Source organism: Paraferrimonas haliotis, assembly GCF_002282895.1.
Lineage (GTDB): Bacteria > Pseudomonadota > Gammaproteobacteria > Enterobacterales > Shewanellaceae > Paraferrimonas > Paraferrimonas haliotis.
The window spans coordinates 805,532-827,417 of sequence record NZ_NRRB01000001.1 but is presented as its reverse complement, the minus strand read 5'-3'; the positions used below and the strand labels follow the sequence as shown (position 1 = coordinate 827,417).

Sequence of the window (21,886 nt, the reverse complement as noted above, 5' to 3'; positions counted from 1 at the left end):
TGGCGCGTCCGGGAGGATTCGAACCTCCGACCGCCTGGTTCGTAGCCAGGTACTCTATCCAGCTGAGCTACGGACGCCCTGTTAAAATCATTACACCAACGTTTCGCCTTCGACAAAAGCCATTTAAAAAATGGCGCGTCCGGGAGGATTCGAACCTCCGACCGCCTGGTTCGTAGCCAGGTACTCTATCCAGCTGAGCTACGGACGCGTCGATGGCGGTGAAGGAGGGATTCGAACCCTCGATAGGGCTACAAACCCTATACTCCCTTAGCAGGGGAGCGCCTTCAGCCACTCGGCCACCTCACCGTCGATGTGGCGCACATATTACTGGCTGCAGAAAATATGTCAAACCCTTTTTGGGTAATTAAGTTTAGTTGTTTTGTTTTTAAGCGTTAAGTCGGGGTTTTAGCCAAAATCCATTAAATCGATACCCACTTCGCTCCCGCTTAAAACAAAAAAGCCAGCATTTCTGCTGGCTTTAGTTTACGAGTTTCCGCTTTGCGGTTCGTCGCTGGATTTCTCAGACTGGATGCGTTGATAAATCTCTTCGCGGTGTACTGATACTTCCTTGGGTGCATTTACACCAATTCTTACCTGGTTGCCTTTTACTCCAAGAACGGTGACGGTTACTTCATCTCCAATCATTAGAGTTTCGCCTACGCGGCGAGTTAAAATCAGCATTCGTTAGCTCCTCTTTTACGAATTTTGCCAGCCAGCCCATAATTACCCTGGTCAGGTTTTAACCTAGTATAAGGTTAGCTTAGTACAAAAGCACCGCTTTAAATGAAATAATCATGGAAAAACCCACACTTACCTACTTAAAGTACACAATTTAATAACCTAAGCCCACCAAAAAGAACAAAAACTGACGGCTTTCGTCGTTTGAAAACGATATTTCTCTAACCGTCTGTTCTTATTTATCTTTTCCTAAAGTAAACGCTACAATCGTTCCTCTAGCCAAGCACTCACTGAGGCTAAGGCCTTGGGCAAGTTTTCAGGCTGTGAACCACCTGCTTGAGCCATATCTGGCCGACCGCCACCTTTACCGCCAATTTGTGCTGCAACCATAGCGACCAATTCCCCGGCTTTTACTTTACCGACCAAGTCTTTGGTTACACCTGCGATCAAGCTTACCTTATCACCTTTACTTATCGCCAGAACAATAATGCCATTAGAGAGTTTTTGCTTCAGTTCATCAACCATGCCGCGAAGAGCTTTTGGGTCTCCACCTTTAAGCTCGTGCACCACAACGTTAACGCCGTTAATTTGCTGCGCCTTAGTGGCTAAATCGCTGCTTTCGGCAGCAGCCAACTTATCTTGCAGTTGTTGCAGTTGCTTCTCTAATTGTTTAGTACGCTCAACATGGCCTTCTAGTTTAGTAAGCACGTTAATTGAGTCGCCTTTTAGTAGAGTTGCGATGCGATTCAGCGTGGTTTGCTCTTCAGCTACCTTGTCCAGCGCTAACTGTCCAGTGACCGCTTCGACTCGACGAACGCCAGCGGCAATGCCACTTTCCGACGTAAACTTAAACAAACCAATGTCGCCTGTACGTTCGACATGACAACCACCGCACAGTTCCGTTGAAAAGTCGCCCATGGTAACCACACGAACCTGATCGTCGTATTTTTCACCGAATAAGGCCATGGCACCCGCTGCTTTCGCTTGCTCAAGCTCCATCAACTCAGTAGACACCGAGTGATTGCGACGTATCTGACGGTTAACTTCGTCCTCTACCTTTTGCAGCTGTGCTTTAGTCACGCCTTCAAAATGAGAGAAGTCAAAACGCAAGTACTCCGGTTTTACAATCGAACCTTTTTGAGTAACGTGCTCACCGAGTTCGTTTCTAAGAGCAGCGTGTAATAAGTGGGTAACCGAGTGGTTTAAAGCGGTACGGTGACGAGCCGGCTTATTGACTTGAGTGGTTAGACTCTGGCCAAGCTTAATTTGCCCAGAAGTAACACGACCGATGTGGCCAATGGCATTGCCGTACTTTTGAGTGTCGGCAACTTCAAAGGTTACCCCCTCAGCAATCAACAGCCCTTGGTCGCCCACCTGTCCACCGGACTCTGGATAAAATGCCGTAGAATCAAGAACAACAACCGCTTCACTACCCGCTTCCAAAGTTTGAACCGACTCAGCACCTTGGAATAGGTGTTGTACGAGGCCAGTCTGCTCTAACTTGCTATAACCACAGAATTCGCTGGCGCCATCTACTTTGATGGCTTCGTTATAGTCGGTACCAAACTGGTTGGCTGCTTGCGCTCTTGCTCGCTGTGCTGCCATATGACTTTCAAAGCCATCCTGATCGACTTTAATATTGCGCTCACGACAAACGTCGGCGGTTAAATCAACAGGGAAACCATAGGTGTCATAAAGCTTGAAAACAGTCTCGCCGTCTAGGGTGTCGCCCGCCAAGTTATCTAAAGCACCATTTAACAGGGCCATGCCGCGATCTAGAGTACGGGCAAACTGCTCTTCTTCTGCCTTAAGCGCTTTCTCGACGCTCGCTTGTTGCGGTGCTAACTCCTTCGCCGCACTGCCCATTACTTCAATAAGCTTACCGACAAGGGTATAGAAAAACGGAGCCTCAGCGCCGAGCTTATTGCCGTGTCGCACGGCTCGACGAATGATGCGTCGCAGCACATAGCCTCGCCCTTCATTAGACGGCAACACGCCATCACTGATCAAAAAGGCGCAAGAACGAATGTGATCGGCAATAACACGCAACGAAGCATGCTCTAAATCGGAAACATTAAGCTTATTCGCTATGTGCTTAATAAGGTCTTGAAACACATCGATTTCATAGTTGGAGTGTACACCTTGCAAAATGGCGGCAATACGCTCTAGCCCCATACCGGTGTCCACTGATGGCTTGGGTAAAGGCTCCATGCTGCCGTCACTTTGACGATTGAACTGCATAAACACCAAGTTCCAAATTTCGATGTAACGATCACCGTCTTCTTCTGGTGTCCCTGGAGGACCGCCCCAAATGTGTTCACCGTGGTCATAAAAAATTTCTGTGCAAGGACCACAAGGGCCTGTGTCACCCATCTGCCAGAAGTTATCTTTGGCACCAATGCGCGACAAACGCTCTGGGTTTACGCCAATTTTATTGATCCAGATATCCGCGGCTTCATCATCATCTTCAAACACGGTGACCCACAGCTTATCTTTAGGAAGTTGCAGCTCTTCGGTCAAAAAAGTCCAGGCAAAGTTAATGGCCTCTTCTTTGAAATAGTCACCAAAACTAAAGTTGCCCAACATTTCAAAAAAGGTATGGTGGCGCGCCGTATAACCCACATTGTCGAGGTCGTTGTGTTTACCGCCCGCTCGAACGCATCGTTGAGAAGTGGTCGCACGGGTATAACCGTTGTCTTGTTGCCCAAGAAACACATCTTTAAATTGATTCATTCCGGCGTTCGTAAAGAGTAACGTCGGATCGTTGTGTGGAACCAATGAGCTGGAATCAACTCGTTGGTGACCGTGTTGGCCAAAATAGCCCAAAAACGCTTCGCGAAGCTCGGCCGTGGTCATATTTCGCATGAAATCATCCTGAAGTAAACACTGAAAAACCGCCTCTGGTTGACCTTCAATAACTGAATCACAGGGCGACTGGTATACAAAACAGTTTATTATAAGGAGCGACACATCACTTCGCTAGCCCAAAAGTCAAGATTCACGACCAAATTTTGTCTCGACACCTTCAAACTCGCAAAAAGACATCGAATCTGAACCTTACCTTAACGATTTCTTAACCCTTGCTGAACCACCTTCCGATATCGCTAACTGGTTAGTTTCTTTATGATAATCTGCCTGCATCGAGATCAATCAAACCCGCAGGAGGTCCTATGTTCCGTCGAATTTTGTTAATTAGCTTCGCGCTACTCATGAGCGGATGCGCCACTAAATATACTGCTCAACAAGACTACAGTGACGATTTCGACTTTGAAGCCATTGAACGCTTTGCGTTTATTGATACAGAAGCATCTGTAAATGCTCAGCTTAGCGGTATGGACAGGGACCGGCTTAATACTGCGATAACCAGCGAACTCATAAGCAAAGGCAAGCAACCGGTTGCAGTTAATGAATCCGATGTGCTGGTCACTTATTTCTTGGTAACTAAAGATAAGACTAAGGTGACTTCAAGCAATACCGGTGGCTATCATGGCTACTACCGCAGAGGCCACTATATATACGGTGCTGGGGTTAACCACGTCCATACCAAAAACTACGTAGAAGGCACCTTAGTTATCGACTTCATCGATACTAAAACCAATAAAGCCGTATGGCGTAGCTCCTTGAAAAAACCATTAGAAAAGCTCGACACCCCGCAACAACGTCAACAAAGTATCGATGCGGCAGTAACCGAGCTCTTTAAAACCTTATAACCAAAGCCAATGAGTCTGGAGAATCTTATGAAAAAATTTGCTGCGATATTGTTGACCCTGTTTCCACTGCTAAGCGCATCCGCAGTCGCTGACGTGTTGGCATTAAGTGACGGTCAAACCATACATGGCAAGCTCATTTCTCAAAATGCTGACACAGTCGAATTTGAAGTCGCAGGGCAAACACTGTCGTTTGACAGCGCCCAAGTCGCCAGCATTTCCTTTGAGAACAAGGTTGCAGTAGCCGACTCTCAAGCATCCCCGGCCACCACCGAGTCAAACCTGCTACCCAGTGGAACGCCTATCACCGTAACCATGACCAGCGGCGTAAACACGCGTCAACACAGCGCTGGGCATCGCTTTACTGCAGTTCTTGAACACGACTTAAGCGCAGACGGCCAAACCATTGCCAAACGGGGCGACAAAGTGTTCGGCGTTGTGGCTGATGCAGGGCAATCTCGACGTGTTGCTGGCACATCCAATCTGACCATTGAATTTACCGAACTGCTCATCAATAACCAAATGCATTCGATATCGTCCACAGCAATCAGTGCCGTAACCGACAATACCGCAAAAGATACGGTGGGTCGCTCAGCACGCTTTGCGGCGGTAGGTGGATTAGCTAACGGCTCTAAAGGAGCCAAAGATGCGGCGAAAGTAGGTTTAGGTGTATCAGTATTAACCAGTGGCAATGGCATCAACATCCCTGAAGGTACATTGCTTGAGTTTCAACTCGCGGCGCCACTTGCACTGTAATGGCCGTAAAAATAGGTTTTAGTCTTGAGCATACTTAATTTGTTCATGGCTAAAACCTCGGCGACTTAGCCTTCCCCGAAGTTTTTGCTGCTGTTGAAATGAAAGCGTATTCGCCGCAAATTTTCTTCGCTCTTTTTGGTAACGGCTTTTACACAGCTCAAACCAATCACAGTCGCACTCGTCCATTCCCCACTGTATGTCGACATTCATTAATCGGTGTTGGGCACTAAGCTGCTGAGCAATATAACTTGGGCCATAGCCTTTAGCAGCCTTTGAACGAATAAACACCTCGGCGAAGCGACGCTGACTTTGCCAATTTTGCGCGTGACATTCGTCGATAGCCAGTTCGATGTCCGCTGGTTCATGACCTCGTTCTCGCAACTTGCGGCGCAGCTCAAATTGGCTGTGTTCTCGATAGCTAAGTAATTGCACACACGCCTTTAGGCAAGCTTTACGTTGCTTTTGTTGCAGTTCCTGCAGCAGTGCTTGAGATTCATTGTCTAGCGTTTGAGGTTGGTTATCTACGGAAGAAGAATCGCATTGTGCTGATTCAGAAACACAAAGACTGGTGCCGCTATCGACACCAGTCTTGTTTGAAGTATAGCTTCGATTCAAAAGTCGCGAGCGCCGAGCTTAAACGTGCTCGCCTTCGCTTTGTTCTTGTTGCTCTGCAGGTTTTGCTTTCAACAATAAGCGGTTGCGAATTTCGGTTTCAATTTCTTGAGCTACCGCCGGGTTCTCTTTAAGGTAGCGAATAACGTTGGCTTTACCCTGACCGATTTTATCACCTTGATAAGCATACCAAGCGCCCGCTTTATCAATGAGCTTTTCTTTTACACCAAGGTCGATTAACTCACCCTCTTTAGAAGTACCTTGGCCGTAATAGATTTGGAATTCCGCCTGCTTAAATGGTGGCGCTACTTTGTTTTTAACCACTTTGACTCGAGTCTCGTTACCAACGACCTCATCTCCGTCTTTAATGGCGCCAATTCGACGGATATCCAAACGAACAGAAGAATAGAATTTTAACGCGTTACCACCGGTAGTAGTTTCTGGCGAGCCAAACATGACGCCAATCTTCATCCGAATTTGGTTAATGAAAATGCAAAGCGTGTTCGATTTTTTAATATTAGCAGTAAGCTTTCGCAGGGCTTGAGACATCAAACGAGCCTGCAAGCCAACGTGGCTGTCACCCATTTCACCTTCAATTTCAGCTTTAGGCGTTAAGGCTGCTACCGAATCCACAATAACCACATCAACGGCGCCTGAACGCACCAACATGTCACAGATTTCTAAGGCTTGTTCACCCGTATCCGGTTGAGATACCAACAAGTCATTAATGTTAACGCCTAACGCTTCAGCATAAACAGGGTCTAAGGCGTGCTCTGCATCGACGAATGCACAAGTCTTACCAGCTTTTTGCGCTTCAGCAATCACCTGCAGTGTCATGGTGGTTTTACCGGAAGACTCTGGACCGTAAATTTCTACCACACGACCCATTGGAAGACCGCCAATGCCCAACGCGATGTCTAACGTCAGTGAACCCGTAGATACCGATTCAATGTCCAACGCAGAGGCATCGCCTAGCTTCATGATGGAGCCTTTACCAAACTGCTTTTCAATTTGACCTAACGCCGCACTAAGGGCGCGTTGCTTGTTATCGTTCATGAATGCTCTCCGCTTGAACTTTTTTAATTCGGTTTAGATGCTGATTAGTATACTGTACAATCATACAGTATCAACCCCTGTATAAAAATTTTTTCGACACCCTAATACTATTGGGTTAGTAAGCCCGTTAGAGTATCATTGACAGTTTCATCATCCATCACACCTTAGGAAGCCCTGTGAGCCCAAGCGCTAACGTTGACCTCGAAAAACAGACGCCCATGATGCGGCAGTACCTCAAAATAAAAGCCGAGCACCCCAACCAATTGTTGTTGTACCGAATGGGCGATTTTTATGAGCTGTTCTTTGACGATGCTAAAAAAGCAGCCAAGCTGTTAGACATCTCTCTGACTGCTCGAGGCAAAAGCGGCGGTAATGCCATTCCCATGGCTGGCGTTCCCTATCACGCTATCGAAGGCTACTTAGCTAAGCTTGTGCAACTTGGCGAATCCGCCGCTATTTGCGAGCAAATCGGCGACCCCGCCACATCCAAAGGCCCGGTGGAGCGAAAAGTAGTTCGCATTATTACCCCAGGAACCCTAACTGATGAGGCCCTGTTACCCGAACGCCAAGACAGCTTATTAGCGGCGGTTTATCAAGAGCAACAACATTTTGGCTACGCCACTTTAGATTTAAGCTCGGGACGCTTTGTGGTAAACGAGCTGGAAAGCGAAGAAGCGCTAGAGGCCGAGCTGCAACGCACCAATCCCGCTGAGTTGCTCTACAACGAAGACTTTCAAGCCAGCCATGTATTGCAGCGCTATCAAGGTAAGCGTCGCCGGCCGTTATGGGAGTTTGAGCTAAGCTCCGCTCGAAAGCAGCTAAACCAGCAATTTGGCACCAAGGATCTGCAAGGATTTGGGGTGGAAGAGCTGACTCTTGCGTTATCCGCAGCCGGCTGTTTGATTAACTACATCAAAGATACTCAGCGTACGGCGCTACCTCATATTCGTGCCATAATAGCCGAACCCCAATCTGATTTTGTTATCTTAGACGCTGCGACGCGCAGAAACCTCGAGTTAACGGTTAACCTATCGGGCAGCGAAAGCAATACACTGGCGAGTGTGCTGGATAAAACCACCACTGCAATGGGCAGTCGCTTGCTAAAGCGCTGGCTGCATCAGCCCCTAACCGATCGCAGTCGAATCAACCACAGACTCGATGCGGTTGACGATCTTATCCAAAATCAGCAAATACCTTTGTTTCATGCACCCCTTAGAAACATTGGTGATATGGAGCGCATCCTCGCTAGGGTCGCGTTACGCTCAGCACGACCAAGAGACATTGCACGGTTGCGACTGGCACTTGAAATGCTGCCGGAAATCCAATCTCTACTGAGTTTACAAAATAGCATCTTGATTAAGCGCTTAAGTGACGCCATTGGTGAGTTTCCAGAATTGGTGTCACTGCTGCAAAATGCCGTCATAGAAAATCCACCGGTTTTAATACGCGATGGAGGGGTTATTGCGCCCGGTTACAGTGCTGAATTGGATCAATGGCGGGATTTAGCTGAAGGGGCGACAGGTTACCTCAGTGAGTTGGAAAACCGCGAACGAGAAAGCACCGGAATTAGCACCTTAAAAGTGGGTTATAACAGAGTTCATGGTTACTTTATCGAAGTGTCTCGAGCTCAATCCGATCTGGTTCCGGCTCACTACCAGCGTCGCCAAACGCTCAAGAACATGGAACGCTACATCATACCTGAGCTGAAAGAGCACGAAGATAAGGTACTGTCGAGTCAAGGCAAAGCACTTGCACTTGAAAAGCAGCTGTGGGAGCAGCTGTTTGACAAACTGTTACCCCACATCGGTACTTTGCAAGCGTGTGCTTATGCGCTTGCCGAGCTCGATGTGTTGGTCAATTTTGCTGAGCGTGCTGAAAGCCTTAATTATCAACGTCCGCATTTGAGCGACAACATAGGCATTGATATTCAACAAGGCCGTCATCCTGTTGTCGAAAAGGTTACCAGCGAGCCGTTTATCGCTAACCCAACGCAACTGTCACCACAGCGCCGAATGCTGGTTGTTACAGGCCCCAATATGGGTGGTAAATCCACCTATATGCGACAGACCGCGCTGATCGTGTTAATGGCTCACATCGGATGCTTTATTCCTGCAGAGCACGCCACCATTGGCCCTATCGACCGCATATTTACTCGAATTGGAGCGTCAGATGATCTTGCCTCTGGTCGTTCAACCTTTATGGTGGAGATGACTGAAACCGCCAATATCTTACATAATGCCAGCAACAATTCGTTGGTGTTAATGGATGAAATAGGACGAGGAACCTCGACCTATGACGGTTTGAGCTTAGCATGGGCCGCGGCGGACTATTTAGCGAATAAGCTTAACAGCTTAACCCTCTTTGCAACGCACTATTTTGAGCTGACTCAAATGCCAGAAAGCAATCCAAATGTCGCCAATGTGCATTTGGATGCAATAGAGCATGGTGACAGCATCGCCTTTATGCACTCGGTGGAAGAAGGCCCTGCAAGTCGCAGCTACGGTTTGCAAGTGGCAGCGCTCGCGGGAGTACCTGCGAAAGTAATTAACAACGCAAAAGCGAAACTGCATCAACTAGAGTCGAGCTCATCAAGCAACCAAAGCCTCCCAATGGAGCCTAGCCAGCCAAGCTTGCTGCAAGAGTCGCAAGTAGAACAAGCGCTGGCCCAATTGGATCCAGATAACCTGACCCCAAAACAAGCGCATCAGCTGCTCTATCAGCTAAAAAGCCTCCTATAGGGGGGACGTACCCTTCTTCTCATGCGATAGGGGACGTACCCCTATTTTTCTGGGGACGTACCCTTAAAGCCTAACCGACTGAAAATATTAGAATTGTTGGGGTACGTCCCTTTTTAGGGGTACGTCCCCAATTTGGTGAGTTTGGGGTACGTCCCCAAAGCACGAAAGCTAGAGCTGGCGATACTGATAGTATGCCGAGCAAGCGCCTTCGCTGGAAACCATCAGCGCGCCTATGGGTTGCTGCGGTGTGCACTGGCTGCCAAACAGGGGGCAGTCGCCGGGTTTAGCTAGGCCTCTAAGCACATTGGCACAGGCACAGCCCTCTGGCTCTTCGATTTGCGCACTGACCAAGCCAAAGCGCAACTTGGCGTCAAAACTGCGAAATGCGCCATTAAGCTGCAAACCAGAGTGCTCTATAGCACCCAGGCCTCGCCAATCCTGACTGTCTGCCAATTCAAAAACCTGCTCCATCGCTTCCTGAGCAGCGGAATTACCGGCATCATTAACCGCGCGCTTATAAGCGTTTTCAACGCTCGGCTGACCAGAAGCGATTTGCTTAATAACACCAAGCAAGGCGGTTAAAAAGTCAATGGGCTCGAAGCCAGCGGTAACCACAGGCTTGTCGTAATCGTCGACAATAAACTGATAGATCTGCTGGCCAACAACCATAGAAACATGGCCCGGCGCAATCAAACCATCAAGACGGACTTGAGGGTCATCCAAAATCGCCTTAAGCGGAGGACCAATGGTAATGTGATGACAAATCACACTGAAATTTGCCACCTTAAGCGCTCGCGCTTGTAATAAGGTGATCGCAGTTGCCGGTGCCGTTGTCTCAAAGCCAATGGCAAAAAACACCACCTGCTTATCCGGATGCGCTTGCGCCAATTTAAGCGCATCCAGCGGCGAGTATACAATCCGCACATCAGCACCGTTGGCTTTCGCATCCAGCAAGCTCCCCCGCTCCCCTGGCACCCGAACCGCATCGCCATAACTGCACAAAATGGTGTCGCTATGGTTGGCAATGGTAATAGCCTCATCAATGCGCCCACGTGGCAAAACACACACAGGGCAACCGGGTCCATGAACAAATTCAATGGCTTGCGGTAAAAGCTTATCGAGTCCAAAACGGAAAATAGCATGGGTATGGCCACCACACACTTCCATAATTTGCAGAGGCTTTTTAGCATCGTCAACGGCAGTTAAGGCCGTCTCAATTTCACTAATTAACGCTCGAACGGCAGCTGGATCTCTAAATTCGTCAACGTACTTCACGAGTCCATCTCCTTGATGTTAGCGGCTTGATTAAGTCCCGCAAAATCCTCCATTTCATGCTCACTCGCACCCAACTCGGCCAACGCAGCTAACGTTTGCTGCGCTTCATCATCCGACAAAAGTGACATTGCAAAGCCAACATGTATCAGTGCCCAGCGTCCAACCAGGGCTTGAGGGTTTTCAGTCCAAACGCAACTGCCGTTAACTTCTCTCTTAATCCCATTAAGCGAGACCTGCAATGTGTGTAGCTCATTGTCAACCACTTCAATGATTTGTGCTGGCACCCCTAAACACATGCTAAACCTCGCTTAGCCATCCACTCGAACCAAAGATCCATGCCCTCTCCTGTGGTCGCCGACAAACATATAATTTCAATGTTCGGATTCACTTGACGGGCGGATTCAATGCAACGGTTTACATCAAAGTTCAAATGCGGCAATAGGTCCGTCTTGTTAAGAATCATTAATTCTGACGCAGCAAACATATCGGGATACTTCAACGGCTTATCTTCACCTTCAGTGACCGATAAAATCGCCACCTTAGCGCTTTCGCCTAAATCAAAACCGGCGGGACACACTAAATTACCCACGTTTTCAATGAACAAAACGCCGCCTTTTTCCATACCTAAACGATGATAAGCGGTATCCACCATGGCAGCGTCTAAATGGCATCCTTTACCAGTATTAACCTGAATCGCTTGAGCACCACTGTCTCTAATTCGCTGGGCATCGTTTGCGGTTTGCTGGTCGCCTTCGATAACCGCAACTGGAACCTTGCCGCCCAAACGCTCGATGGTTTGTGTAAGTAAGGTGGTTTTACCTGAGCCAGGACTTGATACCAAATTCAGAACTAATAGTTCATCTTGCTCAAAGTGACTGCGATTATGGCTGGCAATGGCGTCATTCTTAGCCAAAATACCCTGCTCAATTTGAACCATTTTTTGCTGACTCATCCCAGGCGCATGAGCATGGGCGGCACCCTTGCCATAATGCAAGTCATCGCCCTCAGATTGAGGCTCAAAAGCACGCTCGGCAACAGCCGATGAAGCATGGCTATGACTGTGACTGTGAGCATGGTCATGAGAATGCCTATGGGAATGGGAGTGTCCATGGGAGTGAGCGCGAGACTCGCTCGATTGACTTGAACCCGCCATATTAGGCACACTCACAGCAGCTGAACCGTGATAATGAACATGCACATCACCTTGATGATGGTAATGGTGATGAACAATCATTGTCGCCGGGGTCGCTTCACCATGATGACCATGACTGTGGCCATGGTCATGACTGTGCCCGTGATCATGACTGTGGTCATGACCTTCAATTTGAGTTTCCCCTTCCGCGCATCCGCAAACTGTACACATACCTACGCAATCTCCAAATATTTTACTTTCATTTGATCACCTTCAACCACGGTTAACTTGTGGCCATTGCAACGCTCACAGGCGTTACTGCGATCATGATGGGGCACTTGAGCGAGGCAGTCATAACAAAAGGCACTGCCCGGCACCCGTTCAATAATAAGTTCCGCTTTATCAGCAACACTGTCGCGTGTTACCACATCAAAGCAAAACGTTAACGATTCAATTTCAACACCGGCCAACTCGCCAATGCTCAGGGTTACCGACGTAACTTTATCGGTAGCGCTAACTTGTTCTTCAATAATTTGCAAAATGCCTTCTGCTAGCGACATTTCGTGCATAATTTTATCCTAATTTTGTGTTGCTATCCGTGACCTCAGACGACCATTGCACATTCACTTCCAGACAGGGCGAGTGCGACAACAACCATTGGTTTAGTAACAATTGGTTCGCAAACAGCGACGACCACTCCAGGCCCGATAACGAGTGACACAGACTTTGTAAAATGGACTTGGTGGGGATTTCAATCCGATAATCACTCACCTGTTGGCCAGCTTTAAGGCTGGCTTGGTTACGCCAGTGACCGCTGTGTTGCAATTGTCCACGCGCCGCCTTAACCAACCCCCTGACGGGATTAAGCTCGGGTAATACGCCGCTGTCGCACAGTGCTGCACTTGCTAACCAAGCTTCATCCCACAGGCTCGTTAAGCGAGCACTAAAGCTGCCATCAGCGCCGCCAACTCGCACCAGTGAGCCGGTTTCGTATCGAGCGACAGCCTCGAATTCAGGTTGAAATAAACCATTTAGTTGATCGGACTCGGATTGCTCTAATAGCGGCTGGTAAACCAACTCTCGCCATTGTTGTTGCCAGTCAAGCAAAGGCGCCAAGGAACACGCCTGGACCCGGTCATTAACCAGCCAACGCTTGTCTGGTAGGGCCTGCTTGCGAGACAGCAACTCCGCTCGCCAGCGACTCAGTAGCTGCATGCGCGCTTTATCCGGCCCCAACCAATCGTGCGCCAAGCGCCACATTTGCCAACTGTGTTCGCTGAGCCACTCTAATGCCAACGCTTGCTCTCGTACTCGATAAAGCTCAGGGGAACAGTCCCCAAGCGCCAATGAACTGGCGGCCCACGATTGCGCTTCTGGGCATTGACGATAGATTAAGTTCACTCGAGCAATCAATTGCGCTAACGACAAGCCATTAAAGGACTGAGCGATATCCGGCAAGCGCAGTTGATAGCGGGCTTCAACCAGACCACTGTTGTTGGTTAGGTTAAGTTGAGCACTGGGCAAACTAATCATGGTTATACTCACTTGCTGAGGTTTGAACCTCGGTCGAGACGTTTGCCCAAGCGATAACCGCTTGTCCCACGGCAAGTCCGCCATCATTGGCGGGAATATCGCTGTGCACGAGTACGTTAAAGCCCAATTGGCTCGCACCGCTCACCAGCAACTCATGCAACAGTCGGTTTTGCATCACTCCGCCGCTTAACACCACGTCACCTCGGCGATCACCGGCCTTGTCCAACAGCATCCCTAATAGCAAATTGGCTAAATTGCGGTGAAATCCGAGCGCTCGTTCAGCCTTTGACGATGAGCAACCGACCAAAGCTTGCCATAACCGCTTCATGGCAAGCCGTTGATCGAATTCCAATTCAAGCTCTAACTTTAGCTCCGCCGCGCTAGGTAACGCTTGCCAAGCCAAGCTTTCTAAAGCCATGGCCGCTTCACCTTCAAAACTTTGCCACTCAAAGCAATCCGTCAGCAGTGCCGCCGCCGCATCAAACAAACGACCACAACTTGAGGATTGAGGACAATTTATCTTCGATGTCAGCGCGCTGCGTAACAACGTTAGAGGCTTGGTTTGCAACAAAGAAATAGGCAAGCTGCTGCTGGACTGCTCCCAATTCTCGACATAGACGTCTAAGTAAACGAGCAAGTTACGCCAAGGCTCTTTGGCGGCCTTATCGCCCCCTAACAATGGCATTGGCGAAAGCCCGCCTAGGCGTTGGCACTGGTGGTAATTGCCAAAAAGTATCTCGGCGCCCCAAAAGTCATGTTCACTGGAGTCATCGCCCCATCCAATACCATCAAGCACTAAGGCAAACACCGGCTCATGATTAAGGGCTTTATCGTTGTCCACCAAGCAGGCGGCTAAATGGGCATGATGGTGTTGAATAGCCTCGACGGGATACCCATGCTTTTGGGCAAAAGCGTGGCTCAAGTAGCCAGGATGAGCATCGCAGCAACCCAATTGCGCTGTAAAGTCGTATAACTGCGAAAAATAGCCAATGTTTTCTTGATAGCTGTTAAACAAATCGGCATCCGCTAGGTCACCTAGGTGTGGTGACAACAAAGCCGCGCCATCTTTGAGCAGGCAAAAGGTATTTTTTAAATCAGCGCCAAAGGCCAGTACCCCATTCGCCGCCTCAAAACCGCTGGGCAGCGAAATGGGTGTGGGGACGTACCCCCGTGCTCTGCGAATAACCTGCACTCTCTCGCCATTGTGCTGGACAATGGAATCATCTACCCGATTATTGATATCACGATTATGAAGCAGCCAATCGTCAGCAATGTCCGCCAGCTCTTTCAGTGCTTGCTCATTGGTAATGCAGGGAGGACGGCCACTGGCATTACCTGAAGTCATGACTAAGGGAGTGTTAAGTCGCGACAGTAAGCAATGCTGCAACGGATTCGATGGCAACATAACGCCCACTCGATGTTGGCCTGGCGCCACACCCGGAGCAAGCCCGGAGCGCTGACGAGCAGTAAGCAACACAATGGGAGCCGCTTGGCTTGTTAATGCATCTTCCTGAGCAGTGTTTACTTGCGCTAAGTTGCACGCTTGCGCTGCATTGGCCACCATTAACGCAAAAGGCTTCGACGGCCGCTGTTTGCGTTCACGCAAGCGCTCCACCGCCTGAGCATTGCTGGCGTCCACCGCCAAATGAAAACCGCCCAGCGCTTTAATGGCAACAATGCGCCCTTGTGCTAACGCCTGCGCCGCAGCGGTTAACGCCTCATCTTCTTCAGCGGTTACACTGCCACCACTGTCAACAAATTGCAGCTTAGGACCACACTCGGGACAGGCATTAGGCTGAGCGTGAAAACGGCGGTTGGCCGGATGTTGGTATTCCTGTTGGCAATCATCGCACAAAGCAAATGGCGCCATCGTAGTCGCTTTGCGATCATAGGGTACCGATTTAATGATCGAAAAACGCGGTCCGCAATGGGTGCAGTTGATGAAGGGATACTGATATCGTCTATCGGTTGTGTCGAACAGTTCGGTTAAACAGGCGTCGCATGTTGCGCTGTCCGGCGCCACCCGCGTGTTGGTCACCCCAGCTTGCGACGCAGTAATCAAAAAGTCAGTCGGCAGTGTTGAAAAGTAAGCCTCGCTCACCGCAATCTCATCAATGGCGGCAAGCGGCGGTAACCGCTGTTGCATGACTTCTATAAAGGCATCAGCATCCACCGGACACAACAACTTAATCAAAACCCCATGGTTGTCGTTAAGCACCTCACCCAGACACTCCAGCTCTTTGGCTATTTGCCAAATAAAGGGGCGAAAGCCGACCCCTTGCACCTGCCCTTTGACTCGAATCGCAAGCGCCGCATAAGAAGCCATATTAAATCGCTCCCTGCTCCATTTTGGTCACGATTTCTTGATACAACTCTAAGCTGTCTAAGGCGCTTTGCTCATCGATGGTTTGCATGGCAAAACCGCTTTGCACCAAGACATAATCCCCCACAGCGACCTCGTCACCGAGCAAGTGAATACTGGTATGACGCTCTTGACCTAAGGTGTCGATGGTCGCGATTTGATTGTCGCTATCAATCGCAACAACTTTTGATGGAATCGAAAAGCACATAATCTTGACCTATGCTGCTGAAAATACACAATCGCTGCTTGCCAACTGAGGCACGTATAGCGCCCCCATAGCAATGCTAAGTTCGTCAAAATCTAAAGGCTCAGGCAAACGCAGCTTGGTGTTTTTACCTAATCTTAGACGCAAGCGCTCAAGCAATACATTGTTGTCAAACTCGTCGCCAGCAATTATTACTTCATCTAAGCCGATATCCATATCCAGCTGCTCAACCCAGTTACAAACAAAATCACAGAAACTGTCGATAAAGCCATAGCCTAAGGCAACTTGTTGCGATTCATCCGCTAAGGTATAACTCATCAGGGCTCTAAATGCGGCTCGATAATCCACTTGCAAATAGGCACTGCCTTGCTGTTCAAGTTTGTTCACCTTAAAGTCAATGCGCTGACTGACTTTGCCTTGATACTGCTCTACTGCGCTAATCATTTTTTGCGCCGCCAATTCTTCGCTATCACTCGGTGTTGCGATGCCCACAAGGTAACTGGCTTGCGCCAAAGCCTGACTGAACTGGCAAATACCATGAAAATCGCGCTCAAGGACGGTTGCACGTTCAGGATAGCGCTTACTGAAATTAGCCACCAACTTTGGTGCATTATGGTCCAATTGAGCAATGGCTTCGGCTACGGATAATTGCGCACCACCGTCTAAACCAGTGTGCGGCAGTTGTACCAACCAAGGGTATTGTCCTTGGTCGTCTTTGTATAATAATCCCGAGTAATGCTGGCGCGACAAATACAACACCGCACTGCGGCGCTGGAATCGGTCTAACTGACGAATCGCTTCTAAGGTGCAGGCCGCGCCCCAAGGCGCTAACGCTTGAGTGTCAGTCCGCAGATCTTGTTCGGCGGTCGCTGCGCTAAAGTGGATTTTACCCTCTACATAGCACGCCTGAACGCCAGAGTAAGTCGCCTTCGCATTAACTGGCTCAAAAGCCGCTAATGGTGCCGGCATTCGCTGCGGGCGTAACACTACCGGGCGCTCGCCAAATTGGCTTAATAGCATCGCCGGGCGAGCTTGAGAAATCGCAACGGCTGTAACGCCTGTTTTATACAAGGCTTTTGATAAGGCATAACCAATTTTGTCCGCAGCCAACTGCACAGGGTAGCGGCGATGTTCAATATTATGCTGGTTAGCAAAGGCCTCGCGCACACTCAATAATAGTGCTGGCTTTTCAATACTGCCCAAGGTTTTGATACCGTCGTTGCTAATGTGTAACGACTCATTAAGAGCCTTAGCATCACAAAAAAGTAGGCCGCTGCCTTGCAGCGCATCATTTGACAAATGCGACCAGGTCACCGCGCCATTAGCCGACTGATAACTAACGCTGCCTTGCTCGATAAAGGTTTGGGCAAGTGCATCAATGTCTTGTTCAACTTCAGCAGCCGAGCCGCAGTGCTTACAAGCAAGGCTTGCCTGTTCGACACAATGACGGCAATAAGGCAAGGCTAAAGAGTCCACCTCGAGCTCGGTAGCGCTGCCACTAAACGCCTCAATCGCTTCGATGTGACTGCCTTTAACAAAGCAAGACAACGGAAAAGCGCTGCCAATGAGCTCAGCTAAGTCAGATAAGGCTTGCTCATCGCCTTCCGCTTCTAAAAAATAGCCGTTATCGTCAAAACCGAACCCGAAAACCAGCGGATGAACCGCAAACTGGTTACACAAACGGGCATAAATGCCGATGGGCCTATCGCTAACAAAACTGAATTTAAGCTTCATGGTTCAGGACTCCTGACAGCAAGATTGCTGGGCAATCTCTAAAATATCCGGCGACGCTTGCTGCTTGCAGGTCAACCCGTGCTCGGTTAAGTGCTTAACCAATGCCTGTTCCATCAGGGGCACACCTTCAAGAATGGGATCGGTTAACTCAAAACTCATCGATTCCAATACCTGAGGAATAATGCCAAGAATAAAGGTTTGGGGTCTGTCCCCAACCATGTCCATCATATTAAGGGTATGCAGCATTTCGACTTCATGGGCGCTGCCTTGAAAATCGACATCACCTGGGGTTCTATCAAAGTCAAAAAAGTACACCGCCCCAACGCGGGCCTCGGTTGAGTGAACCGTATCCACTACAACAATTTGATCATACTCCGACATCATGGGTATCAGAGCATGAGCGAGTGTGCCACCATCGACGATATCAACTTGATGCTGGCCTGAAATCTTATATTTTTGCTGGAAATAATTGACAAAATGTACGCCGATACCTTCATCGGCGTACAGTACATTGCCAATTCCCAGGATGAGAATTTTCATCTAACGTTACTTTTCTTTTTTCAGTTTGTGGTAGTCGTAACCCGAAACAATGCTATCAACAGCATTGTGGCGGAAACGAACGCCACTGAAGATTGCCATGTACACATGAACCACCACAAAAATAACAAACACCCATGTTAAAAAGTGGTGCACTTCTCTAACCGGCGCTAACCCACCAAAGGCCACAACAACCCATTCTGCAAACGGATACAGCATTCCACCCATGCCTTCATGATAAACATGGGCATGAAGTGCTAATCCGGTCACACACATAACTATGATGACCATGGTCAACATGAAATAGGTGACGAACTGCAAAGGATTGTAGACCCCGGTTTGTTCTTTCTTCGAAATATAGGCGTAGGCCTTTAATACTTTTATCCACATTCGCGGACTAATAAGGTCTTTAAAGGATCGACGCTCAATATCGCTCTTCGAGAAAAAGAACAAATAGGCTCGTGCTAGGGTTATGGCTACCAAAATAAAGCCGAACACAAGGTGAGCAAAACGCACCCACCCTTGCATCAAGTTATCGGTACCACCGTAAGCCACTAAAAATGGCCAAGAGATGTAAAAGCCGGTGATCACCAGCATGACAATGGACAACGCCCGCAGCCAGTGAAAAACACGAATGGCGGTGCTAAATACGTAATCTCTTGAGTAAGAACTCGTATTAGACATAGCTCCTCCTTAGCAGGCTGCTTTCACTTCAAACTCGCCCAAATCTTGGCCTTTGAAGTCCATTACGTGAACCGCACAAGCCATACATGGGTCGAAGCTGTGAATAATTCGAATGATCTCCAGAGGTTGTTTCGGATCCTCTAATTTCACCCCAACCAAGGCTGCTTCGTATGGTCCTTTTTTACCATTAGCATCCACCGGACCGGCGTTCCAAGTTGTCGGCACCACGGCTTGGTAGTTTTCGACTTTACCGTCCTTAATGCGGATCCAGTGACTTAACAAGCCTCGAGGCGCTTCGATCATCGCGTGACCAACATACTCTTTGCTCGGATCGAGCACCGGCTCAACGAAGGTGTCGTCATGCACCACAATGTTTTTAACCAAAGCATCAAAGGTTTCTAGACCGGCTTCGGCAACAATCATGGTTTGCACTAAACGAGCCGCGGTACGTCCAAGGGTGGTAAATAAAGCTTCAACCGGCAAGCCCGTTGCGGCAAGCAAGTTGTCGATAGCCGCCACAACTTTTGGGTTACCTTGAGCGTAGTTCACCAACAAACTGGCAAGCGGCCCTACTTCCATAGGCTCACCGTCGTAACGAGGTGATTTCACCCAGCTGTACTTGCCATCACCGTCAACCGTTGGTAGTTCGCCATAAACGGTATCGCGCTCGGTAAAGCCAGTGTAGTTAGGCTTGGTCTCACCATCGTAGGGGTGCAGCGCATCGCCATCTTCATACCAAGCATGGGTAACGTCTTCTTTGAACAAGTCTGGGTTTACAGGCTCAACGTTCGCAAGATCGCCATTGCGAATCACGCCACCGCGGAACAAGTGCTGATTACGGCCAATCACGAAATCATCAGTAGCGAGGAAGTTTTTAACAGCCAAGCCCGCTAAAACCGATGGCTCTGCTTTATAGGCTTCAGCCGCCATTAACACGTCAGGCAAATAAGCGCGGTTAATAAAATCGTTAACTTGAGCGTGTTTTTGCTTCCACTCTTGCAAACGAGCCGGGCTGAGCATGTCGCGTACTGAGGTTACACCGCCCACCACAAGCGATTGCGGATGCGGCTGCTTACCACCGAAGATGGCTAACATTTCCGCCGCAACGCGCTGAATTTCCAACGCTTTTAGGTAGTGAGATACTGCAATCAAGTTTTGCTCAGGGCTTAGCTGATAAGTTTTAGCACCCCAATAAGCGTTAGCAAAAGGTCCAAGCTTACCGCTGTCTACCAATTTTTGAACACGCTCTTGTGTGGCTCTAAGCTCACCTTCACCAGCGGCAATCGGCTTGTCGCTGTACTTCATGGCAACCTGAGCAGCCGCAGCCGGATCAGCCGACAGTGCGGATACCACATCCACCCAGTCAAGCGCATGCAGGTGATAGAAATGAACAATGTGATCGTGCATGTACAGCGAGGTTTGCATTAAGCTTCGCAGATACTGGGCATTTAAAGGAATTTGCACACCCAGAGCGTTCTCTACCGCTTCGGTGGCGCAGCGATAATGAGAGTAAGTACACACGCCACAAATGCGTTGATTGATAAGGCCCGCGTCCATTGGACTGCGCCCTTTCATAATGACTTCGATACCACGCCAAAGCGTTGAAGAAGACCAAGCATTGGTAATGACATTATTCTCATCCACTTCCACTTCAATGCGCAGGTGACCTTCAATCCGAGTAATGGGATCGACTACGACACGTTTACTCATTCTTCAACTTCCTCAATGTTTTTGGCAAAAATACCTGCAACTGCGTGTGCTGTAATACCGACGGCTGTTGCACCTAATAACGCGCCACCTATGTAGTCAGCGGTCTTATCTAAGCTGTGTAATTCGCGGCGGCCCAATGGCTTTTCGAAATCCGCCATGGTGTCCCAGAAATCCGGCTCTGAGCAGCCAATACAGCCATGGCCGGCTAATACGGGCCAACTGGTGTGGTGATTAAAACGCTCGGTAGGACAGTTGTTGTATGCATACGGGCCTTTACAACCCACTTTATATAAGCAGTAACCTTCTTTAGCGCCGTGATCGCCAAAGGTTTCCACAAACTCACCCGCATCAAAACGGCCGCGGCGTTCACAATTGTCGTGAACTCGCGCACCGTAAGCCCATTTGGGTCGGTCGTACATATCAAGGGGTGGCAAATGGCCAAACATGATGAAGTACATAATGGTACCCACAATGTTCTTCTCACTTGGCGGGCAACCACCTAAGTTAACCACCGGCTGATTAATAACTTTATTAATACCCTTAGCACCGGTTGGGTTTGGCGCAGCAGCTTGTACTCCGCCAAATGCAGCGCACGTGCCGACAGCTACAATGGCAGCTGCATTGGCGGCGGTTTCTTCGATAATTTCAACACCGGTATGGCCTTTACAGCCAACCGTTAAGAAGTGTCCACCGTTGGCAGTAGGAATCGCTCCTTCAACCGCTAACAAATATTGGCCTTTATAGGCTTCCATAGCGTGTTCTAGATTCTCTTCCGCTTGCCAACCCGCTGCCGCCATCAAGGTCTCGTGGTATTCCAACGAAATGTGGTCGAATAATAGGGTATCGATGTTTGGTGTATCGGTACGAATAAGAGATTCCGAACAGCCGGTACATTCAGCCATATGCAACCAAATGAGTGGCACTCTATCGGCGAGTTCGGCCGCTTGCGCTACCATGGGTGCAAATTGCAGTGGCAGTGATAATGCGGTCGCTGTAACTGCACTCCATTGCATAAACTCACGGCGGCTAATGCCGCTATCTTCTAAGCGCTTTTCTAGCGAAGTGCTTTTGATTGCAGTTTGCTTAGAAAGCTCCTCCAATCGCTGCTCGCAGCGTTTCATTAGTGCTTGATGTTTAGACACGAGACGTTCTCCTTAACTGGACCTA

General features: G+C 48.9%; 19 protein-coding genes and 3 tRNA genes. 3 read left to right on the top strand and 19 right to left on the bottom strand.

What is annotated here, in order from left to right; all coding sequences use genetic code 11:
* The 5 genes from CLC91_RS03840 to alaS form a co-directional block, all read right to left on the bottom strand.
* Window positions 1-77, bottom strand: a tRNA-Arg gene (locus CLC91_RS03840).
* A gap of 54 nt (window positions 78-131) precedes the next feature.
* Window positions 132-208: transfer RNA gene (locus tag CLC91_RS03835), tRNA-Arg, on the bottom strand.
* A 5-nt stretch (window positions 209-213) separates the two neighbouring features.
* Window positions 214-306 (bottom strand) — tRNA-Ser (locus CLC91_RS03830).
* A gap of 177 nt (window positions 307-483) precedes the next feature.
* On the bottom strand, window positions 484-681 hold the full coding sequence (csrA, locus tag CLC91_RS03825) for a carbon storage regulator CsrA (protein WP_095499652.1): 198 nt from the start codon (window positions 679-681) through the stop codon (window positions 484-486).
* 258 nt (window positions 682-939) lie between these two features.
* Complete coding sequence (gene alaS, locus CLC91_RS03820) at window positions 940-3,543, bottom strand: alanine--tRNA ligase (RefSeq protein WP_158220690.1); 2,604 nt, start codon at window positions 3,541-3,543, stop codon at window positions 940-942.
* Between the two features lie 305 nt (window positions 3,544-3,848).
* On the opposite strand from alaS, the gene CLC91_RS03815 reads away from it, so the two are divergent.
* Both CLC91_RS03815 and CLC91_RS03810 read left to right on the top strand, forming a co-directional pair.
* Complete coding sequence (locus CLC91_RS03815; protein ID WP_095499651.1) at window positions 3,849-4,388, top strand: DUF4136 domain-containing protein; 540 nt, start codon at window positions 3,849-3,851, stop codon at window positions 4,386-4,388.
* A 27-nt stretch (window positions 4,389-4,415) separates the two neighbouring features.
* Window positions 4,416-5,141 (top strand): hypothetical protein, encoded by a 726-nt coding sequence (locus CLC91_RS03810; RefSeq protein ID WP_198950898.1) that lies wholly within the window; start codon window positions 4,416-4,418, stop codon window positions 5,139-5,141.
* 18 nt (window positions 5,142-5,159) lie between these two features.
* On the opposite strand, the gene CLC91_RS03805 is transcribed toward CLC91_RS03810, so the two are convergent.
* Window positions 5,160-5,756: a regulatory protein RecX gene (locus tag CLC91_RS03805; protein ID WP_095499650.1), complete on the bottom strand. Its 597-nt coding sequence runs from the start codon at window positions 5,754-5,756 to the stop codon at window positions 5,160-5,162.
* A gap of 18 nt (window positions 5,757-5,774) precedes the next feature.
* Entirely contained in the window at window positions 5,775-6,809 is a 1,035-nt protein-coding gene (gene recA, locus CLC91_RS03800) for a recombinase RecA (protein WP_095499649.1), read from the bottom strand.
* Between the two features lie 218 nt (window positions 6,810-7,027).
* Here recA and mutS point away from each other — a divergent pair, with 218 nt between their 5' ends.
* Window positions 7,028-9,547, top strand: a complete 2,520-nt coding sequence (gene mutS / locus CLC91_RS03795) for a DNA mismatch repair protein MutS (RefSeq protein WP_095499659.1) — start codon at window positions 7,028-7,030, stop codon at window positions 9,545-9,547.
* 168 nt (window positions 9,548-9,715) lie between these two features.
* Here mutS and hypD read toward each other — a convergent pair whose 3' ends face one another.
* From hypD to CLC91_RS03735, 12 genes are read right to left on the bottom strand one after another with little or no spacing between them, the layout of a single operon-like run.
* Complete coding sequence (gene hypD / locus CLC91_RS03790; RefSeq protein ID WP_095500017.1) at window positions 9,716-10,822, bottom strand: hydrogenase formation protein HypD; 1,107 nt, start codon at window positions 10,820-10,822, stop codon at window positions 9,716-9,718.
* On the bottom strand, window positions 10,819-11,118 hold the full coding sequence (gene hypC, locus CLC91_RS03785) for a HypC/HybG/HupF family hydrogenase formation chaperone (RefSeq protein ID WP_095500016.1): 300 nt from the start codon (window positions 11,116-11,118) through the stop codon (window positions 10,819-10,821). Before hypC ends, hypD begins: the two co-directional genes overlap by 4 nt.
* Window positions 11,109-12,185, bottom strand: coding sequence for a hydrogenase nickel incorporation protein HypB (hypB, locus tag CLC91_RS03780; RefSeq protein ID WP_095499646.1), 1,077 nt, complete (start codon window positions 12,183-12,185; stop codon window positions 11,109-11,111). Before hypB ends, hypC begins: the two co-directional genes overlap by 10 nt.
* 2 nt (window positions 12,186-12,187) lie before the next feature.
* Window positions 12,188-12,523: a hydrogenase maturation nickel metallochaperone HypA gene (gene hypA / locus CLC91_RS03775; protein ID WP_095499645.1), complete on the bottom strand. Its 336-nt coding sequence runs from the start codon at window positions 12,521-12,523 to the stop codon at window positions 12,188-12,190.
* Between the two features lie 4 nt (window positions 12,524-12,527).
* On the bottom strand, window positions 12,528-13,487 hold the full coding sequence (locus CLC91_RS03770) for a hypothetical protein (protein WP_095500015.1): 960 nt from the start codon (window positions 13,485-13,487) through the stop codon (window positions 12,528-12,530).
* The gene (gene hypF / locus CLC91_RS03765; RefSeq protein WP_095499643.1) at window positions 13,480-15,813 is read right to left on the bottom strand and encodes a carbamoyltransferase HypF; all 2,334 of its coding nucleotides are present in this window, start codon (window positions 15,811-15,813) and stop codon (window positions 13,480-13,482) included. Before hypF ends, CLC91_RS03770 begins: the two co-directional genes overlap by 8 nt.
* A gap of 1 nt (window position 15,814) precedes the next feature.
* On the bottom strand, window positions 15,815-16,057 hold the full coding sequence (locus CLC91_RS03760) for a HypC/HybG/HupF family hydrogenase formation chaperone (RefSeq protein ID WP_095499642.1): 243 nt from the start codon (window positions 16,055-16,057) through the stop codon (window positions 15,815-15,817).
* A 9-nt stretch (window positions 16,058-16,066) separates the two neighbouring features.
* Window positions 16,067-17,788 (bottom strand): hypothetical protein, encoded by a 1,722-nt coding sequence (locus CLC91_RS03755; protein ID WP_095499641.1) that lies wholly within the window; start codon window positions 17,786-17,788, stop codon window positions 16,067-16,069.
* Window positions 17,789-17,791: 3 nt separating this feature from the next.
* On the bottom strand, window positions 17,792-18,328 hold the full coding sequence (locus tag CLC91_RS03750; protein WP_095499640.1) for a HyaD/HybD family hydrogenase maturation endopeptidase: 537 nt from the start codon (window positions 18,326-18,328) through the stop codon (window positions 17,792-17,794).
* Between the two features lie 6 nt (window positions 18,329-18,334).
* Window positions 18,335-19,009 carry a Ni/Fe-hydrogenase, b-type cytochrome subunit gene (gene cybH / locus CLC91_RS03745; RefSeq protein ID WP_095499639.1) on the bottom strand — a complete coding sequence of 225 codons (675 nt, stop codon included), beginning with the start codon at window positions 19,007-19,009 and terminating at the stop codon, window positions 18,335-18,337.
* A gap of 9 nt (window positions 19,010-19,018) precedes the next feature.
* Window positions 19,019-20,719 (bottom strand): nickel-dependent hydrogenase large subunit, encoded by a 1,701-nt coding sequence (locus tag CLC91_RS03740; RefSeq protein ID WP_095499638.1) that lies wholly within the window; start codon window positions 20,717-20,719, stop codon window positions 19,019-19,021.
* Window positions 20,716-21,861: a hydrogenase small subunit gene (locus CLC91_RS03735; protein WP_095499637.1), complete on the bottom strand. Its 1,146-nt coding sequence runs from the start codon at window positions 21,859-21,861 to the stop codon at window positions 20,716-20,718. Before CLC91_RS03735 ends, CLC91_RS03740 begins: the two co-directional genes overlap by 4 nt.
* Between the last annotated feature and the right edge of the window lie 25 nt (window positions 21,862-21,886).

Excerpts from the sequence above, each read along its gene's own strand:
- csrA (WP_095499652.1), bottom strand. The coding sequence starts at position 681 with ATGCTGATTTTAACTCGCCGCGTAGGCGAAACTCTAATGATTGGAGAT.
- alaS (WP_158220690.1), bottom strand. The coding sequence starts at position 3,543 with ATGCGAAATATGACCACGGCCGAGCTTCGCGAAGCGTTTTTGGGCTAT.
- CLC91_RS03815 (WP_095499651.1), top strand. The coding sequence starts at position 3,849 with ATGTTCCGTCGAATTTTGTTAATTAGCTTCGCGCTACTCATGAGCGGA.
- CLC91_RS03810 (WP_198950898.1), top strand. The coding sequence starts at position 4,416 with ATGAAAAAATTTGCTGCGATATTGTTGACCCTGTTTCCACTGCTAAGC.
- recA (WP_095499649.1), bottom strand. The coding sequence starts at position 6,809 with ATGAACGATAACAAGCAACGCGCCCTTAGTGCGGCGTTAGGTCAAATT.
- mutS (WP_095499659.1), top strand. The coding sequence starts at position 7,028 with ATGATGCGGCAGTACCTCAAAATAAAAGCCGAGCACCCCAACCAATTG.
- hypC (WP_095500016.1), bottom strand. The coding sequence starts at position 11,118 with ATGTGTTTAGGGGTGCCAGCACAAATCATTGAAGTGGTTGACAATGAG.
- hypB (WP_095499646.1), bottom strand. The coding sequence starts at position 12,185 with ATGTGTACAGTTTGCGGATGCGCGGAAGGGGAAACTCAAATTGAAGGT.
- hypA (WP_095499645.1), bottom strand. The coding sequence starts at position 12,523 with ATGCACGAAATGTCGCTAGCAGAAGGCATTTTGCAAATTATTGAAGAA.
- CLC91_RS03770 (WP_095500015.1), bottom strand. The coding sequence starts at position 13,487 with ATGATTAGTTTGCCCAGTGCTCAACTTAACCTAACCAACAACAGTGGT.
- hypF (WP_095499643.1), bottom strand. The coding sequence starts at position 15,813 with ATGGCTTCTTATGCGGCGCTTGCGATTCGAGTCAAAGGGCAGGTGCAA.
- CLC91_RS03760 (WP_095499642.1), bottom strand. The coding sequence starts at position 16,057 with ATGTGCTTTTCGATTCCATCAAAAGTTGTTGCGATTGATAGCGACAAT.
- CLC91_RS03755 (WP_095499641.1), bottom strand. The coding sequence starts at position 17,788 with ATGAAGCTTAAATTCAGTTTTGTTAGCGATAGGCCCATCGGCATTTAT.
- CLC91_RS03750 (WP_095499640.1), bottom strand. The coding sequence starts at position 18,328 with ATGAAAATTCTCATCCTGGGAATTGGCAATGTACTGTACGCCGATGAA.
- cybH (WP_095499639.1), bottom strand. The coding sequence starts at position 19,009 with ATGTCTAATACGAGTTCTTACTCAAGAGATTACGTATTTAGCACCGCC.
- CLC91_RS03740 (WP_095499638.1), bottom strand. The coding sequence starts at position 20,719 with ATGAGTAAACGTGTCGTAGTCGATCCCATTACTCGGATTGAAGGTCAC.